Raw genomic sequence first — 16,102 nt, forward strand, 5'->3', positions numbered from 1 at the left:
GCGCGGGCTCGCCGAAGGCGTGCGTGAAGGCCAGATGGCATAACGCTTTCAGCGGCGTTGTCATGGCAACTTCATTTGAGAAGACGCCGGGAGCAGACACCGCACCATGCACGACGCGATCGTCGTTCATGCGGTTCGGCCCCGCCTGCGTTCGCCGACGGCGCAGGAAGCGGCCCAGCCCCAATGATGTGGCACATGGATGAAGTCCTCATCACCGTCGTCGGCAACAAGCATGGGTGGTGGCGGGCTGCCAGCCAGGATGGACGTCTTCACGATGAGATCGTCCAGAACCGTCGCAATACCAAGGCCGCCATCCTCAGAATCTCACCGCGAGGTTGGCCTTGAGCCGTGATCATGAGCGTCGGCGCTTGCCGACGTGAAAGCCGCCGTGTTCTGCAGCGTGCCGCCATCGAAGGTCAGTCCGTCCGATGCTGCGCCGAGATCGGCGTCGGACGAGACCGAAAGCGTGCCGCCGCTGATGCCCGTTCCGCCCTGATAGGTGTCGTCGCCTTCCAGAACTGGCCTGCCCCTCAGAAAAGCCGATAGAAAAACACGCAGCTCATCGCAAGTCCCGTTACTACTATTCCGGTTTGCAAAAGAGATTTTGGAATTTTTCTGGATACACTGGCGCCGGCAAATCCTCCAGCGATCGCAAAGACGGCCATCAGCGCGGCGGGCGGCCAATCGATGAGATCTCCGAGCGCGAAGACGACGAGAGAAGCGCATGAAAGAAAGAACGACAGGAGGTTCTTGAGCCCGTTCATCTGCGGCAAGCTGGTCATGCCCAAAAGGGCAAAGAGGGCGAGAAGCACAATTCCCAGGCCACCATTGAAGTAGCCGCCATAGATGGAAACGACGAAGACCCCGAGCGAGGGCGGGATGCCACCCCCTCTCATGAGCGGAACCATGCGCTCGCCGAGCGCGAAGATGGCCGTCGCGAGGAGCAGCAGGCCCGGCACGATCGCATTGAACATGCTGGCAGGTGTTATCGTCAGCAGCAAACCGCCGATAATGCCTCCCGCGATGCCCGCCGCGCAAATTCGCAGCAGCATGCCGGTGTCCAGTGTCTTTAGTTCTTTCCGGAACCCGATGGCACCGCCGACATAGCCCGGCGTAACGGCGAAGGCACTGGTGGCATTTGCGATGACGGGAGGGACTCCGGCATAGACGAGGGCGGGGAAGGTCAGAAAACTCCCCCCGCCCGCAACGGCATTGAGGACGCCGGCCGCAAATGCCGCCGCTGTGAGCAGCCCCCAATCCGCAATGGAATGGAACGACGCGGTCAGCATGAGATGAAGTCACGCACCCGGCTGCGGATGAAGTCCCGGTCTGAAGGGCTGTTCACAGGATTGCCCGCCCTGTGTCCCCAGGGCGATTCCAAGGGTGCGATGCGGATGTCATCGAGATGCGATGCCTCGGCCCTCACATCGGTTTCCCGGAAATAGAGGTCTGAACGGGCGGGAATGAGCAGGACGCGCGCCCGCACCGCGCTGATCGCCTTTGCCAGATCGCCATGGTAGCGATCATTGGCCGCGATATCGGCCGCCTGCCAAGTGGCGATGTGCGAAAGCAGATTGTCGGCATGCCTTTCGGCGAAGGCCGCTTCCCAGTACCCGTTCAGAAAGCTCTCCAGGCTGTCATAGCCCAATGACCGCCAGCATTCGTCGCGATAGAATGCCTGCGAGAGCGCCCAGCCGGCGTAAAACCGCCCGAGTGCAGGCAAGGCGCGCTCCGGCGCCCGCACGAAGCGGCCGGTCCCGGCATCGTAGGCGCTGTCCGTCTGCAGCACCGCCCTGGCGCCCCCGAGGAACACCAGATTGTGCGCCGAGGTCTTGGCCGTGGCGCAGATCGCCACGAGGCGGGCGACGTCGTCCGGAAACAGCGAAGCCATATGCCAGGCGACCTGCCCGCCCATGGACCAGCCGATCGCCACGGCGATGCGCCGCACGCCAAAGAACCGCTCGAGGACATATTTCTGCGCCAGCGCATTGTCATAAGCCGTCACGAGGGGGAATTGCCCGCCGGCCGCGAAGGCAGCGCTGTTGCTGGGCGAGGTCGAGAGGCCGTTTCCGAACAGATTGGCGATCACGACGAAGTGGCGTGCGGGATCGAACAGCGAATCCTGCCCCACCATCCACTCGAAATCACGATGGCTGGCACCGAACGAGGTCGGGATGACGACCGCATTGTCGCGGCGGGCGTTGAGGTGGCCGAATGTTTTGACGACAATGACCGCCTCGTCCAGCACCGCGCCGGACTGGAGCCCGACACGGCCGAGCGAAAGGTGGAGCGCGCCGTCCTCGCCGACGGCCGTGGCGCCAGGGTCAGAGGATTTCGCAGACATCATCGAAATCGAAGCGCGGGTGACGTGGAAACAGCCGCTCGGGATCGCCATGTCCGAGGCTGCAAAGGAAATTGGTGCGGATCTCGGTTCCTTGCCAGAACGCCTGGTCGACACCCTCGTGGTCGAATCCCGACAGCGGCCCGCAGTCGAGGCCGACGGCGCGCGCCGCCAGCATGAAGAAGCCCGCCTGCAACGTTCCGTTCCGCATCGCGGCCATGCGCGCGCGCTCTGCGTTTTCCGGCCCGGCGAAGCGCTCCCGCACGGTTGGCCGATGCGGAAACAGGAACGCGAAATGCTCGTGGAACGCCAGGTCGTAACCGAGGATCGCGGTGACCGGCGCGGCCCGCACCTTGGCAAGGTTTCCCTCATCGACGAAACCGAGCAGCTTGTCCTGCGCGGGACCCGGCCTGATGAATTTCACACGCATGGGCGACGAGTTGGACGAGGTCGGCGCCCATCGCGTCAACGCCCATATCCGACGCAGCTCCGCATCGAGCACCGGCGTGTCGAGCCAGCCGTTCTGGCTGCGCGCATCCAGGAAGATGCGCGTTACCAGGTTCTCGGCGCAGGGGCTCAACGCCCCGAACAGGCCGGTCGCGCAGCTCATGGCGCCAACGCCTCTTCCTCGGGCATGATCGCATCGACGACGGACTTCAGCCTGGCGCGTGCGTCTGCACTGAGCGGACTGATCGGCGCGCGCGTCGGGCCGGCGCTGCGCCCCGCCATCGTCATCGCCTCCTTGATGACGACCGGAAAGGAACCGAGAACCCAGGCCGCGCGCAGGGGCGCCAAAAGGTCGGAAATGCGCCGCGCTTCCACGAGGTCGCCAGCGACGGCGGTGTCGTAGAGCTTGACCAGGAGACGCGGAAAGACGTTGCAGGCCGGCGAGACCGCGCCGTGTCCGCCGGCGACGACCATGGAGAGCGTCAGCGTGTCGCGGCCCGAGAACAGCAGCGCCCGGCGATCCGTTGCCACCAGATATTCGATCGACTGCGTCATGTCGCCTGCCGAATCCTTGATGCCGACGACATTCCGCGCCGCGTCCATCACCGAGACGAGGGTTTGCGGAGCGACGTTGACGCTGGTGCGCGGCGGGTTGTTGTAGAGCAGCACGGGAAGGCTCGTCTCCCCGGCCAGGCCGATAAAATGCGCCGCCAGCTCGGCCTGGTTCGGCTGCGCGAAATAGGGGGTGATCAGCATCGCCATGTCGATGCCGATCTTCTCAGCAGCGGCAAGCACCCGCCGTGTCTCGGTCAGGTTCGAGCGCGCGCAACCGGCCACCACAGGAACCCGCCCGTTAACCGCCTTCACGCAGCGCTCGAGCAGCGCGATGTGTTCGGCCTCATCCAGCGCGAAGAATTCGCCCTGGCTGCCCGCAACCGAAATTCCATGAACCCCGCAGGACAGATACCCCTCGACCAGCGCATCGAGCCGGTCGAGATCGAGCGCCTGGTTCGCGGTGAACGGGGTTGCCAGGGCCGGCGACATGCCGTGGAAGCGTTGCAAGTCCATATTTCGGGTCTCCAGGTATTATGTCTAGTGCACGCCCATGAGCGCGCTGAGCTGGGTTACATATTGGCCGAAGCGCGGATCTTCCCGCGTTGCCTTCGGATCGCGCGGCCGCGGCAGGTCGATGCGGATGTCGCTGATCACTTGCGACGGGCGATCAGACATCACGAGCACCCGGTCCGACAGGAAGATCGCCTCCGAAATACTGTGCGTGATCAGGACGACCGTTTTCCTGATCTTCTGCCAAAGCCGGAGCAGCTCGACGTTGAGCTGGTCGCGCGTCAGCGCGTCGAGGGCGCCGAAGGGTTCGTCGAGCAGCAGCACCTTCGGCTGCGCGATCAGTGTCTGGCCGAGCGCGGCCCGTTGTTTCATGCCGCCGGAGATCTGGTGCGGATACTTGTCGCGGAACCCTTCCAGTTTGAGAACCGGCAGGATCTCGTCGACCCGGCGCGCTATCTCAGCGCGCGCGACGCCGCGGATCTCGCAATTGAGCCTGATGTTCTTTTCGACCGTCAGCCAGGGCAGCATGTTGTGGGTCTGGAAAACGACGCCCACCTGGTCGCTGTGCCCGTTGTACGGCTGACCGAGCAGTCGGAGCTCGGCGCCTGCGTCGGGTTCGACAAGGCCGGCAATGATCCTGAGGATCGTGCTCTTGCCGCAACCGCTCGGCCCGAGGATCGAGACGAACTCCGCCTCGCCGATGGTGCAGTTGACGTCATCGAGAACCTTCAGTGCCCCGAACGTCTTCGACAGGCCGCGTATGCTGATGGCCCCGGCGGATGCTTGCGCATCCGCCGGATCGGTTTGGCTCGTCACTTCGATGCTCCAACCCAGCCATTGTGCGAGACGTCGAAGATGATCCCGTTCGGGTCGCGGAACTTCATTTCGTAGTAGAGCGAATCCTTGGAGAGCGGCAGCTCCTTGAAGAAGGTGCCGCCATTCTTCTTGATCAGGTCGCTCTGCTCATCGAGGTCTTCCACCCAGAAGCCGATGTGGTTGATCGCAATGTCATCCTTGCTGCGGCCGGCCCATTCGTCGGCCTTGTATTCGAGGAGCGCCAGCGTGACCGTGCCGTCGGATACATAGGTGCCGGCAGCGAGCGGCGAATCGGTCTGGCCGACGATCTCCATGCCGAGCGCGTCCACATAGAATTGTGCCGCGTTGGCGTGGTCCTTAACTTGGATGGCGACGTGACGTAGCTTTGCCATTGAGGTTCTCCTTTGGCTTCGTGTGAATGTCATGACTGTTTCGGTCGGAGGCGCGATCTGGGGTCAGGCCCTAGATGCCGCGCCACCAGACCCTGCGTCCCAAGAGCTCGACCACCAGGTAAAGGAGCGTCGAGAGGATCGAGATGACCACCAGAGCGGCGAACAGCAGGTCTGAACGCGCCGAGGCATTGGCCGAGAGGATGACGTAGCCGAGCCCGCCTTCCGCGCCGACGAACTCCCCGACGATGGCGCCGATCACCGCGAGCGGCATGGCGGTCTTGCAGGCATCGACGATCGAGGGCAGCGCCGCCGGCATCTGCAGCCGCCAGAACCGTGTCCAGCGCGACGCCCCGATGGCGTCGAAATGCTCGCGCAGGTGCGACGGTACGCTTTCCAGTCCGCCAAGCATGCCGATGACCACAGGGAAGAAGGCGAAGAGAAACGCCATCAGCACCTTGGAGGTCAGGCCGTAGCCGAACCAGATCACCATCAGCGGCGCGAGCGCCACCTTCGGCAGGCCCTGGAACAGGATGATCAGCGGGTAGACGGTGCGGCGCGCGAGCGGCACCGCATGGATCGCCAGACCGAGCGCGAGACCGCCCGCGACCGCCCAGAGATAGCCGACCACGACTTCGTTCAGCGTAACGATGCTGTGGCGGTAGAGTTCGCCCGCATTGTTCCACAACGCCGCCAGCACCGACGACAGCGGGGGCAGCAGGTAGGGCCGTATGCCGAACCAGTCCGACGCCATCTCCCAGCAGAGCGCGATGAGGCCGAAGAAAACGATCTCCGGAAGCCGCAGCCTTGAAAACAATCCGCTCATGCGAAGATCTCCACCGAACCGCCCCGCATCAGTTCTCGCCCCAGCCCTTCGGCGGCTCGACCAGGAACTTCTCGAACTTCCACTGATCGAAAGCGGTGACGTCATCCTTCCAGACACTCGGATTGTATGGGTTCGTTTCGGTCACCTGGACCATGTCGGCGTAGAACTCGACATTGTTGTTGTCGGGATCCTTGAAGACGAGAAACAGGTTCTCGCCCGGACCGTGCTTGCCGATGCCGCGCTCGATCTTGATGCCCATTGACTGGATGTGGCGGGCCGCCGCCTCGATCTCTTCAAGCGAACCCAGTTCGTAGGCGAAATGCTCGAGGCCCGGCCGGTTGACACTGTAGAGGTCTTCACGGTTCTCGGCGTCGGGCGGAATCTGCACCAATGCGAGATCGTGGTGGTCGGCGCCGCAGCGCAGGAAAACCAGCTTGTCCTCGATCCAGTCCGAGAGCGTGAGGCCGACGACCTCCGTGTAGAATTCGAAGGACTTGCGGATGTCGCGCACGTGCAGCACGAGGTGTCCCATCTTGCGGGGCTGCGGTTTTGCCATGTCAATCTCCCTGGCTGGCTCCCTGGCTTGAAAGCTGCCGGCCCGCCGCGAAGGGCGGACCGGCCCCTACCTTACTTGGCCAATGCGTTGGTGAAGAGTTGATCCGGCTTGACGGCTTCCGGCTTCAGGTCGAAGGCCTTTACCATCAGATCGTGGGTCGCGCCGATGCGATCGGCATCGAACGTCGTCTCGATCGTGCCGGAAGGAGAAAGCAGCGAGGCAAGCTCCTTGATCTGCTGCAGCGTGATCTCGCGGTCCAGGCTCGGATAGGCGGCAACCAGGATGTCGGCTGCCGCATCCGGTTCCGCCATGGCGAATTCGTAGCCGCGATAGGAGGCTTCGAGGAAGGCGCTCAGGGCTTCCGGCTTCTCGGCGATGGACGCCTCGGTGGCGACGAAGCCGCTGCCATAGGCATCGAGGCCGTGGTCGGAATATTCGATCCAGCCGACTTCCTTGCCGGCGTCGCGGGCGATCTTCTGCAAGACGGCGCGGTTTGAGGCGCGCCAGCATTCGGCCAGATCGATCCTGCCCTCGAGGAGCGAGGCGTCGACGACGGCCGGCTCAAGGCGCAGGAGCGAGATCGCGTCGCGCTCGCGTCCGTTCATTTCGAGCCAGGCGGGCAGGATGTTGTGGACCGGAGACGCAGCCCCGCCTCCCATCTTGAGACCGATGATGCCGTCGATGTCCCGCTGGTCGCCGCTTTCCTTCTTCACGTAGCAGACACCGGCCGGCCAGACCCCGTTGATGACGCCGATCATGCGCAGGCTGCCGCCGTTCTGGCGGTTGAGCGCAACGTTGATCGGATCGACATAGCCGATCGTGAACATCCCCTGATCGACCTCGTTGGCCGTACGCGAGCCGCCGTAGCCGCGCGACAGGGTGACGTCCAGCCCGGCTTCGTCGAACCAGCCCTTCGCTTCCGCGATGATCGGTCCGGCGACGCTGCCCTGCGGCAGCCAGGCCATGTTGAAGCTGATCTCCTCGGCAGCGCCCGCCGGGCCGGCGACAAAGGCCGCCAGGGCGGCGGCAGCCACTACGATGCGTGGCCTGCGTCCTCGATTATGCATGCTCGTTCCTCCCTTGATTTTCGACGTCCCAGGCCCGGCTACTGAACCGGACTGGTGATCTCCCCAATCTCCGCGATCGCTGCCGTCATGACATCCCCACGCTTGAGGAAAATGCCGCGCCCCATGCCGACGCCGGTGGGCGTGCCGGTCGCGATCACGTCGCCGGGCTTGAGCGTCAGGATCGTCGAGAGATAGGCGATCTGTTCGTTGACCTTCCAGATCATCTCCTCGGCGGTGCCCTGCTGCATCACGGTGCCGTTGACGGTTAGGCTGAGGCTGACCTTTTGCGGATCGGGTATCTGCGAGGCCGGCACGAGCCATGGGCCGAAGGGCGCGAAGCTGTCGTGACACTTGCCCTGGAACCAATCGAACTTGAACGGATAGTCGCTGCGCACATTCATGTCGCGCGCCGTCACGTCGTTGACCACCGTGTAGGCGGCGACATGGCTCAGCGCATCGGCCACGGATACGTGGCGCGCCCGCTTGCCGATGACGGCCGCAAGCTCCACCTCCCAGTCAAGCTGGCTGGTCGCGTCGGGCATCACGACAGGCTGGCCCGGACCGACAACGCAGTCCTCCAGCTTCAGGAACATATAGGGCTTGCTGACCGCCTTGGCGGCGAGCACCGTGCCCATCTCGTCCGCGTGGTCGACGAAGTTCGAAGCGGCGCAGAAGATCCGGCCCGGACGGAACGGCGCGGAAAGCTGCACCGCGTCTGGAAGCGCGCGCACCTTGCCGGCGGCTGCCGCCGCGCGGATCCCGCCGGCCACCGCATCCCAATCGCTCCGGTCGGCACAGAGGTTCTCAAGGAACTGAGCCGCCTCGCCGTTCGACCAGTTTCCGCGCGGGACGTGGATTCCCGCCTCGCGCAGCGCTTTAGCATCGTAGATCGCTCCGTCGCAAATCACTGCCGGGACTTCCCGGCTATCCGATGCGTATGTGCCGAAGGCGATGGCTGGCATGAGAGTTCTCCTCACTCATTCTCGAATTCATCTATGCGTACAATAATCAAATTTTGTGTGCAATATCTTTTTTGTGTATGCCGAAATTTGTTACCCGAGCGCCTCGGCCACGAGTCCGCGCACGAATGCCGGATTGACCGGCGACGGCTTTCCAGCCTCCCCCGGCGCACGCGCAAGCATGAACGACGGCCTTTGCGCCACACGGCACGACCAGGCGCGGGCGTGAGGATATCGCTCCCAAAGACCGCTGAGTGCGAGCATCTCCAATCGCTCGACCATCGCCGCCATGGCGATGTCGGCGAGCGAGAACGCGCCTCCGACGAGCCAATCCCTTCCGGCGACAGCCTGGTCGATGCGGGACATCGTGAGGTCGAGACTTCGGATGGCGGAGATGACTGCCATGCCATCGAACGGCGCCAATACCGCCGCCCTGTATGCTGCCGCCCGCTCCGGCCTCGGATGGCGGGAAAGCCTGTTTTCCAGTGCTTCCGCCGACAATCCGGCCAGGAGCGGCTTGATGTAGAGATTGAAGGTCGGCGGCCTGATCGCCGGGTGAACCACGGTATCCTCATGATGGCACCACCACCGCATCCGTGCGCGAGCGAACGCATCACCCGGCTGCAGCCGCGATGAGTTGAAGGCCTCGTCCAGATAGGCGTTAATGGTCGAAGATTCGGTAAGAACACCCTCCTCCACCTCGAGCGCCGGCACGAGCCCGTCCGGATTGACGGCGAGATACCTCGGCTCCAGATGATCGAAATCGGTGAGGCTGAGGGCGCGGCCGTCCCACGGGATTCCGATCTCCGCAAGGCACATGCGCACCTTGAACGATTGAAGCGAATCCCAAGCATGATGGAGAACGACCATCAGCACCTCCCATTTTTGCGTACAATACCTGTATAATGTCGACATTTATGACTGGAAGCGCAAGGGACATGTTGCTAATGTCCGGCAGATTGTGATTACGCGACCGCGTTCAATCGGTCGCTATCGTAACGAGCGGGAACCCATGGCGAGCAGCACACTGAGCCGGAAGATAGCCAACACCCTGTCGGAGGAAATCCTGAAGGGTGATTTGATGCCGGGAGACCGGTTGGACGAGCAGTCGCTCGCCGACCGCTTCGAGGTCTCGCGCAGCCCCATCCGCGATGCCCTGCGCGAACTCGCCTCGACCCGGCTCATCGAGCATCAGCCGCGGCGCGGTTTCGCCGTGGCGATGATCGATACGACGACGCTGCGGAATTTATACGAGGCCTTGGGCGAACTCGAGGGGCTTTGCGCCAGATACTGTGCTCTGCGCGCGGATGCAGTGCAGCGCGAACACATTCGCATGCTCCATGCCCAGGGCCTGGAAGCGATCAGGCTCCATGACATGACCGCCTATGCAGAGGCCAATCACGCCCTGCATCGGGCAATCTACGACGCGTGCCACAACGATGCGTTGCGGGACATTACGCTCGATGTCCGCAACCGGCTCTCCATGTTCCATGCCCGGTTCCTGTTCTCCGAAGGCCGGGTCGCACAATCGCGGGACGAGCACCAGGAAGTCGTCGACTGCATCCTGAGGAACGATGGCGATGGCGCCAGCGAAGCGATGAAGAAGCATGTGGCGAAAACGGCCCTGAACATCATATCGCACATAATGCCCGACAACAGAAAACCGATGGCGCCGGCCGCTTCCGACGATGGCTGAAACCTGTGACCTGCGGGGTGGGATGATGGCGTTGGCCTGGTGCCGATCCAACACATTCACCGGCAATACCGACAGCATCCGCCGGCAGCATGATGCCCTGGCCGGTGCCGCATAGGGTGATGCCGAATCGGCAATCGCCCGAGGCGACGAGCCGCGCCGCCGCTTCGCCGTGCTTAGGATGGTGTGTGTTCTTCGGCGGCGGCGGTCCGAATGTCGACCACCACCCAGCCATACGCCGTGATACAAGCGGCAATGGTCTGTCGGAGCTGAATGGCGGTGTGGTCGCTGGAGAGGACGATCCGGTTGCTGGCTGTCATGGACACGTCGTCCCGGTTCCCAAAGCAATCTAGGGTCAGGACCTACTAATTCGGAATTCATGGAGCAAGGGCAGGTACGGCCGGCAAATCCCACCGTCGGACAACACTGCACGATGTCCTGACTGATCGAACGATGTCAGGCTTCGGCAATTCTTGCGCGAAAACACTCGGTGCCGCGCTCGATGTGATCGAGCAGATCTGCCGCGGCCCAGTGGCGTTCGAGGGGGTCGTAGTCCACCACCCGCGAATGGGCGCCTGCAAACGTTCCAAGCCGCATATGCCAGAGCTTGGCGAGCTTGGGGTAGCCCATGCCTTCCGCCATGCCAGCAAGGGCCAGGAAGACCGCCAGATCCCGCACCAGTTCGGTGTCCTCGTCCCTATGGTCGTAAAGCCAGGCATAAAGGTCGGGATGGAAGTTGCCGAACACCCCGCCGAAGCCGCGCGAGCCCGCGCGCATGGCTGCAAGCGCGATCGCCGCGTTGGCGTTGACGATCGCGAAGGGCGTTCCCGCCGTCATCGCGGCGCGGCGAGCAACCGTCTGCAGGTCGCAACTGACATCCTTCAGCACGGCGAAGCGGCCAGTATCGATGCACAGCTTGAGTTCGTCGTCGCTGAGAAGGCGGCGATAGGGCGCGGGGCATTCGTAGAGCCCGAGCGGAAGGTCGGCTGGCAATGCCCGCATGATGCTTTCGAGCGCATGCCGGAAAGCCGCGAAGCCGGCATTTTGCGGGTCCAGCCGATTGGTGACCAGGACCAGCGCATCGACGCCGGTTTCGCCCATGGCCTTCAGTTCGGTCAGCTGATCCTCGAGCGCTTCGCAGATGTGCCCCGAAGCGATGACGGGCAGCCGCCCCCGTGCGAATTCAAGCGTGCGGCGCGCCAGGAAAACACGCTCGTCCAGGCTGAGCCTCTGCATCTCGCTCGACTGGCACACGGCGAACAATGTCTGCGCGCCGCCTTCGACATACCAGTCGATCAGCCGCGCGAGCCCATCCTCGTCGATGCGATCAGCCGGTGTGAACGGCGTGAGCATCACCGGCACGAGGCCGTCAATCCTGATCTTCATTTCGCGTCCATCTGCAGGTTTCATTTGCCACGCTATATGATACGAAGTGAAATTGGAATAGGATTCCAAAAATGGAGGAGCAGCATCTTGAGCGTGACCCGGTGGGAGGATGACGCGTCGGTCTGGACCGGCCCGTCCTATGTGGATCGGGCAATCGCCTATCATCCCGATGTCCGGTCAGCCCCGGTGGCCGGCCGTATCATCACCTGCGTCGACGTGGTCGACTGGGACGGCGACGGCGGACGCGATCTTCTTCTGTCGAGCTGGGATACCTGCTACGAGGGCCGCGTCTTTCTCTATCCCCAGATCGGGACGAAACCGGACGGCACGCCGATCCTCGGCCGCGAACGGATCATCGAGGGTGTGCGCGGCTACGTCACCGCCGTGCGCGACGGTGACCGCTTCCATCTCCTCTCGGTCTCGCGGATGCGCCGGCAGATCTACCTGTTCCCCAATATCGGCACCGCGAGCGAACCGTGCTTCGGCGAACCGGTCGTGCTCGACCTCGAAGCCGACTGGGTCAAAGGCAACGAATATTTCCACATGGCCCGCTTCGACGACATCGACGGCGACGGTGTTCCCGAGCTCGTCGTGGGCACCGATTCATGGGATGATTACTGGCCGAACGGCCTGGAATGGAACGATGCCGGCTATCGCGCCTACGATGCGGCGGGCCGCTGGCTGGGCGGGCCGCTGCGCGGTTTCCTGTATGCCTTCAAGAACACGGGAACGCTGAGCGCGCCGGTGCTCGGCCGCGGAAGAACGATCCTCGGGGGTGAGACCCCGCTCGAGGTTTACGGCCAGTGCGCGCCCGCCTTCGGAGACTTTACCGGTGACGGGAAGAATGCCGTGGTGTGCGGCGAGTTCTGGAACATCCTTCACTTCGCCCGTCAGACGGCACCCTTCGCCTTCGAACAGCCGACGCTGGTTGCCGATGCTTCGGGCGATCCCGTGCTGCTGGACCAGTGCATCCACCTGCCCTGCGCCGTCGACTGGGACGGCGACGGACGGCTCGACATCCTGGTCGGCGCCGAAGACGGCTATGTGACATTCCTCCGCAACACCGGAACCGGCCCTGACGGACGACCGGCCTTTGAGAAGATCGGGCGCGTCGAGGGCGCCGAGCCGGCCATCCATGCCGGCGTCCTGCCCTCGCCCACCGCCCATGATTTTTCCGGCAACGGCCTGCCGGACCTCGTCGTCGGCAACAGCACCGGCGAGCTCCTTTTCTACGAAAATCTCGGCCCGCGCGAGGCTCCGGGGCTCGCCCGCGAGGTCATGATCGAGGCGGACGGGAAACCGGTGCGCATCGCCGCCGGCCTGACCGGCTCGATCCAGGGGCCGTCGGAAAAGATGTTCGGCTATTCCTGCCCCACCATTGCCGATTGGGACGGCGACGGTCTGCCCGACCTTCTTGTCAGCGACGTCAACGGCCACCACAGCTTCTACCGCAACGCCGGCGGAACGGTGCCGCCACGTTTCGAAGCGCCGCGCCCGCTGACATGGCAGGGCAAGCCGCTGAAGACGGTCTGGCGGGTGCGGCCGGCCGTGGTCGACTGGCTGGGCGACGGTCAGCTTCACTATCTCGCGCTCGACGAGGACGGCGTGTTGTCGGATTTTCGCCGTGCCTGCGACACCGAACTTGCCGACAAGCGGCACCTGCGGTGGGAGGACGGGTCGGAAATGCGCTTCACGCAGGATGTCGGCGGCGGACGCGGACGGGTAAAACTGTGCGCCGTCGACTGGACCGGCGACGGCCGGATCGACCTCGTTATCGGCACGCATGCGCGCGCGTCAGTGCCTCCCGGGCCGATCGGCCAACCGCGCAACACGACCGGACAGGCCGGCATCTTCCTGCTTGAGAATATCGGCTCCAATGCCGCGCCCGTCTTCGCCTTCCCGAAGGCGTTCAGGTTTCGAGGCGAAACGATCCGCATGGCCATGCACGTCGCCTCGCCCGAAGCCGTCGATTGGAGTGGAAGCGGCAAGCTCGGCCTGGTGGTCGGCGTAGAAGACGGCAGCCTGGTATGGCTGAAGCGAGAGGATCTCTCATGGTAGCCTCCCCCATAGCAGTGGACGGTTCGACACGGATCATGGGCGTCATCGGCGATCCCATTGTGCAAGTGATGACGCCGCAGACGATCAATCCGATCTTCGCGGCGCGCGGCGCCAACATTGTGTGCGTACCGTTGCACATAGGCGCCCGTGAGCTCGACACCGCCTGGGCTGGTCTCAAGGCAATCAGGAACCTGATTGGTTTCGGCATTACCCTGCCGCACAAACAGGCAGCGTTGAGGCTTTGCGATAGCCTTGACCCGCTTGCCAAGCAGGTCGGAGCGGTCAATGTCGTGCGGCGCGAGGCCGACGGTTCGTTCAGAGGCTACCAGTTCGACGGCAAGGGCTTCGTTCGCGGGTTGAAAGGACAAGGCCACGCGCTCTCCGGCCGCCACTGCCTCATGGTCGGCGCCGGCGGTGCCGCGATCGCGATCGCCTTCGCCCTCGCCGAGGAAGGCGCAGCATCGCTGAGCATTGCCAACAGGACCCCCGCAAAAGCCGAGGCGCTTGCCGCAGCCGTGAATCGCGCCGTGGGCAGGTCGTTCGCGCGCTCAGGCACAGCGCAGCCGGAGCCCGGACAGATCATCATCAATGCAACGTCGCTCGGTCTGTCCGCGAGCGATCCTCTGCCCCTTGCGGCAAACCTCGTCGACGAGACGATGCTGGTCGCGGAGGTGATCGCCAAACCGGAAATCACACCGCTGCTCGAAGCGGCAGGCGCACGCGGCGCGAGCATCCATTCGGGCATTCACATGATCCGCGGACAGGTTGACCTCATTGCCGCCCATATGGCCGAGCCGCAGACGGAAACCTGAAGTTCACAGCGGCGTTCCCGCCTCCCGCCCGGCCGCGAATCCAGCAATCAGCGCGATCTGCGCCTCAAGCATGTCGCGGCCGTCGCTCGTCGCGGCACCACGCTGGCGGGCCAGCTTCAACAGTTCCGTGTCGCGCGCCAGCGCCGCGATGTCGGCCACCAGCATGCCCGCCCCGACCCCGCCGAGGTCGACCGGAAAAGCCTCCGCCGATTTCAATCCTATCGGCGTTGCATTGATCAGTATGTCGATTCCGGCGAGATCGCCGCGGCCCCGCTGCGCGACCGGACTGCCCGTGACGCGATTGACCATGCCGACCGTGAAATCCAGTGCTTCCTCGTCAACATCGATAACCGCCAGCCGGGAGATTCCTTCGCCGGCCAGCGTATGGGCGATGGCGCGCCCCGCTCCTCCGGCTCCCACGAGCAGCACCGACGCCCCATCGAGACGGTCGCGGTTGCCTGCCAGTCCGCGCACGAAACCCAGTCCGTCGAACAGCGCTCCATACATGGAACCGTCATCGCGGCGCTGAATCGAATTCACCGCGCCGACAGCGGCCGCAGCCGGCGTCAGTTCGTCGCAAAGTCGCGCGGCAGAGATCTTGTGCGGGACCGTCACACCGATGCCCGCCACGTTGTCCATTGCCGTGAAGACCCGCCATGCGGGTTCGAAATTCTCGCGGGTCACGTGGAAGGGGACCGCATAGAGATCGATGCCGCTTGCCGCGAACATCGGGTTGATGAGGGTGGGCGTCTGCACCTGTGCCACCGGGTCGCCGAACACCGCGTAGATGCGCGAGGCGCCGCCGAGATTCGGAATGGTGTCGCTCATGATGTGGTCATCCTCCCGAAAAGATGCTTCGGCATCGCGCGAGAGCTGTGTCGATGACGAGGTCGGGGTCTTCCGCCCACCATCGGTCTGAGAATATCTCTATCTCGATCGGCCCGGTGTAACCGGCGGCCCGTACCTGGCGCCACATGCCGGCAAGGTCGATGATGCCGTCCCCCATCATGCCGCGATCGCGCAGGACATGCCTGGTCGGCACCAGCCAGTCGCTGACATGGAAACCCAATATCCTGCCGGCAGCGCCGGCGCGGTCGAGTTCGGCCTCCAGCCGCTCGTCCCACCAGATGTGATAGGCGTCGGCCACGATGCCGACCCCCTCGCCCAGCCGCTCGCATAGGGCGTTGGCGTGACTGAGGCTGAGGATCACCGCGCGGTCGCCGGCGACCATGGGATGCAGCGGCTCCAGCGCCAGCGTGATGCCGACGGGGCGGGCATGGTCGAGAAGATGGCCGATGGCATCCTCGGTTTGCGCCCGCCCGCCCGCGAGGTCGCGGCTGCCGTCCACGAGCCCGCCGGAGAAAACCAGAACATGGTCTGCCGCCAGTTCGGCGGCCATGTCCACGGCGCGCCTTGCACGATCCAGGCACGCAGCCCTGCCCGCTGCTCCGGCGCCCAGAAGCGGCCCTGCCCGGTTGAAGCCGAATGTGGAGATGCCGGTGCGGGTCAGAATCCTGCGGGCTTCTTCGATTCCGACCTTGTCGATCTCGTCGCCCCACAGGGATGCGCGCGACAAGCCCCGCGCCGCGCATCCCTCGAGAAACGGCTCGAGGCCCCATTTCTCACGGATGGTCGCCTGATTGAAAACATATTCGGGAGGCTGCAGCGCTTCGACCATGATGTTGCG

18 protein-coding genes and 1 pseudogene are annotated in these 16,102 nt (G+C 64.0%); 4 read left to right on the forward strand and 15 right to left on the reverse strand.

The window, feature by feature from the left end; translation table 11 throughout:
* Positions 1 to 195: 195 nt before the first annotated feature.
* On the forward strand, positions 196 to 345 hold the full coding sequence (locus AB843_RS25705; protein ID WP_157384554.1) for a hypothetical protein: 150 nt from the start codon (positions 196 to 198) through the stop codon (positions 343 to 345).
* A 185-nt stretch (positions 346 to 530) separates the two neighbouring features.
* Here AB843_RS25705 and AB843_RS18965 read toward each other — a convergent pair whose 3' ends face one another.
* The 11 genes from AB843_RS18965 to AB843_RS19015 form a co-directional block, all read right to left on the reverse strand.
* A complete protein-coding gene (locus tag AB843_RS18965) occupies positions 531 to 1,289 on the reverse strand; it encodes a sulfite exporter TauE/SafE family protein (protein ID WP_048648474.1) in 759 nt (252 codons plus the stop codon).
* On the reverse strand, positions 1,283 to 2,344 hold the full coding sequence (locus tag AB843_RS18970; RefSeq protein ID WP_157384555.1) for an alpha/beta fold hydrolase: 1,062 nt from the start codon (positions 2,342 to 2,344) through the stop codon (positions 1,283 to 1,285). The genes AB843_RS18965 and AB843_RS18970 overlap by 7 nt, the downstream gene beginning before the upstream one ends.
* Positions 2,325 to 2,951 carry a malonic semialdehyde reductase gene (locus AB843_RS18975; RefSeq protein ID WP_048648476.1) on the reverse strand — a complete coding sequence of 209 codons (627 nt, stop codon included), beginning with the start codon at positions 2,949 to 2,951 and terminating at the stop codon, positions 2,325 to 2,327. Before AB843_RS18975 ends, AB843_RS18970 begins: the two co-directional genes overlap by 20 nt.
* Positions 2,948 to 3,856: a 4-hydroxy-tetrahydrodipicolinate synthase gene (gene dapA, locus AB843_RS18980; protein WP_082143900.1), complete on the reverse strand. Its 909-nt coding sequence runs from the start codon at positions 3,854 to 3,856 to the stop codon at positions 2,948 to 2,950. The genes AB843_RS18975 and dapA overlap by 4 nt, the downstream gene beginning before the upstream one ends.
* Before the next feature lie 24 nt (positions 3,857 to 3,880).
* On the reverse strand, positions 3,881 to 4,669 hold the full coding sequence (locus AB843_RS18985) for an ABC transporter ATP-binding protein (protein ID WP_082143901.1): 789 nt from the start codon (positions 4,667 to 4,669) through the stop codon (positions 3,881 to 3,883).
* Complete coding sequence (locus AB843_RS18990) at positions 4,666 to 5,061, reverse strand: VOC family protein (RefSeq protein ID WP_048648573.1); 396 nt, start codon at positions 5,059 to 5,061, stop codon at positions 4,666 to 4,668. Before AB843_RS18990 ends, AB843_RS18985 begins: the two co-directional genes overlap by 4 nt.
* 70 nt (positions 5,062 to 5,131) lie before the next feature.
* Positions 5,132 to 5,884 carry an ABC transporter permease gene (locus AB843_RS18995; RefSeq protein ID WP_048648478.1) on the reverse strand — a complete coding sequence of 251 codons (753 nt, stop codon included), beginning with the start codon at positions 5,882 to 5,884 and terminating at the stop codon, positions 5,132 to 5,134.
* A gap of 28 nt (positions 5,885 to 5,912) precedes the next feature.
* On the reverse strand, positions 5,913 to 6,440 hold the full coding sequence (locus AB843_RS19000; protein ID WP_048648479.1) for a VOC family protein: 528 nt from the start codon (positions 6,438 to 6,440) through the stop codon (positions 5,913 to 5,915).
* A 71-nt stretch (positions 6,441 to 6,511) separates the two neighbouring features.
* Positions 6,512 to 7,507 (reverse strand): ABC transporter substrate-binding protein, encoded by a 996-nt coding sequence (locus tag AB843_RS19005; RefSeq protein WP_082143903.1) that lies wholly within the window; start codon positions 7,505 to 7,507, stop codon positions 6,512 to 6,514.
* A 38-nt stretch (positions 7,508 to 7,545) separates the two neighbouring features.
* Positions 7,546 to 8,469 (reverse strand): fumarylacetoacetate hydrolase family protein, encoded by a 924-nt coding sequence (locus AB843_RS19010; RefSeq protein WP_048648481.1) that lies wholly within the window; start codon positions 8,467 to 8,469, stop codon positions 7,546 to 7,548.
* Positions 8,470 to 8,559: 90 nt separating this feature from the next.
* A complete protein-coding gene (locus AB843_RS19015) occupies positions 8,560 to 9,336 on the reverse strand; it encodes a glutathione S-transferase family protein (protein WP_048648482.1) in 777 nt (258 codons plus the stop codon).
* Positions 9,337 to 9,478: 142 nt separating this feature from the next.
* On the opposite strand from AB843_RS19015, the gene AB843_RS19020 reads away from it, so the two are divergent.
* Complete coding sequence (locus AB843_RS19020) at positions 9,479 to 10,162, forward strand: GntR family transcriptional regulator (protein WP_048648483.1); 684 nt, start codon at positions 9,479 to 9,481, stop codon at positions 10,160 to 10,162.
* 70 nt (positions 10,163 to 10,232) lie between these two features.
* Here AB843_RS19020 and AB843_RS26350 read toward each other — a convergent pair.
* Positions 10,233 to 10,479 (reverse strand): annotated as a pseudogene (locus AB843_RS26350) (RpiB/LacA/LacB family sugar-phosphate isomerase); the annotation flags it as partial.
* Positions 10,480 to 10,615: 136 nt separating this feature from the next.
* Entirely contained in the window at positions 10,616 to 11,545 is a 930-nt protein-coding gene (locus AB843_RS19030) for a dihydrodipicolinate synthase family protein (protein ID WP_048648574.1), read from the reverse strand.
* 93 nt (positions 11,546 to 11,638) lie between these two features.
* On the opposite strand from AB843_RS19030, the gene AB843_RS19035 reads away from it, so the two are divergent.
* Both AB843_RS19035 and AB843_RS19040 read left to right on the forward strand, forming a co-directional pair.
* Positions 11,639 to 13,603 (forward strand): FG-GAP repeat domain-containing protein, encoded by a 1,965-nt coding sequence (locus tag AB843_RS19035; RefSeq protein WP_244468034.1) that lies wholly within the window; start codon positions 11,639 to 11,641, stop codon positions 13,601 to 13,603.
* Positions 13,604 to 13,638: 35 nt separating this feature from the next.
* Positions 13,639 to 14,415: a shikimate dehydrogenase family protein gene (locus AB843_RS19040; RefSeq protein ID WP_244468027.1), complete on the forward strand. Its 777-nt coding sequence runs from the start codon at positions 13,639 to 13,641 to the stop codon at positions 14,413 to 14,415.
* Positions 14,416 to 14,418: 3 nt separating this feature from the next.
* On the opposite strand, the gene AB843_RS19045 is transcribed toward AB843_RS19040, so the two are convergent.
* A complete protein-coding gene (locus AB843_RS19045; RefSeq protein ID WP_048648486.1) occupies positions 14,419 to 15,243 on the reverse strand; it encodes a shikimate dehydrogenase family protein in 825 nt (274 codons plus the stop codon).
* 7 nt (positions 15,244 to 15,250) lie between these two features.
* The gene (locus AB843_RS19050; RefSeq protein ID WP_048648487.1) at positions 15,251 to 16,093 is read right to left on the reverse strand and encodes a sugar phosphate isomerase/epimerase family protein; all 843 of its coding nucleotides are present in this window, start codon (positions 16,091 to 16,093) and stop codon (positions 15,251 to 15,253) included.
* Between the last annotated feature and the right edge of the window lie 9 nt (positions 16,094 to 16,102).

This window comes from Nitratireductor soli (genome assembly GCF_001050155.1).
GTDB lineage: Bacteria > Pseudomonadota > Alphaproteobacteria > Rhizobiales > Rhizobiaceae > Nitratireductor > Nitratireductor soli.